The organism is Streptomyces sp. PR69 (genome assembly GCF_026420845.1).
Taxonomy (GTDB): Bacteria; Actinomycetota; Actinomycetes; order Streptomycetales; family Streptomycetaceae; genus Streptomyces.
The window spans coordinates 1-328 of record NZ_JAOWCB010000104.1 but is presented as its reverse complement, the minus strand read 5'-3'; the positions used below and the strand labels follow the sequence as shown (position 1 = coordinate 328).

Here is a 328-nt window from a genome sequence, read left to right as displayed (position 1 = left end):
GCCCCACTGGCCTTTGAACAGCGCGCCCTCGTCCAGCCAGGAGGCGTACTCCTTGAGCTGGATCCCCTTGACGACGCGGGTGCCGAAGAACGGCGGCTCCGGTACCGGGTTGTCGATGGCGACGTCGGAGCGGGCCGCGCCTTCCTCGGGGCGCTGTTCGACCGCGCTGTGCGCGGTGGTTTTGACCCTGCGCTGCTTGAGTTCGGGCAGGGTGGCGCCGGGGACGCCGCGTTTGACGGCGATCAGGGCGTCCATCAGGCGCAGGCCTTCGAAGGCGTCCCGTGCGTAGCGGACCTCGCCCTGGTAGATCTCGTGCAGGTCCTGCTCC

Annotated in this window: 1 protein-coding gene; it reads right to left on the bottom strand. The window is 69.5% G+C overall.

All coding sequences use genetic code 11. The annotated features are described in order from the left end of the window. Positions 1-328: hypothetical protein (locus OF819_RS29095; protein ID WP_267246644.1), on the bottom strand; the 328-nt coding region annotated here is incomplete at both ends.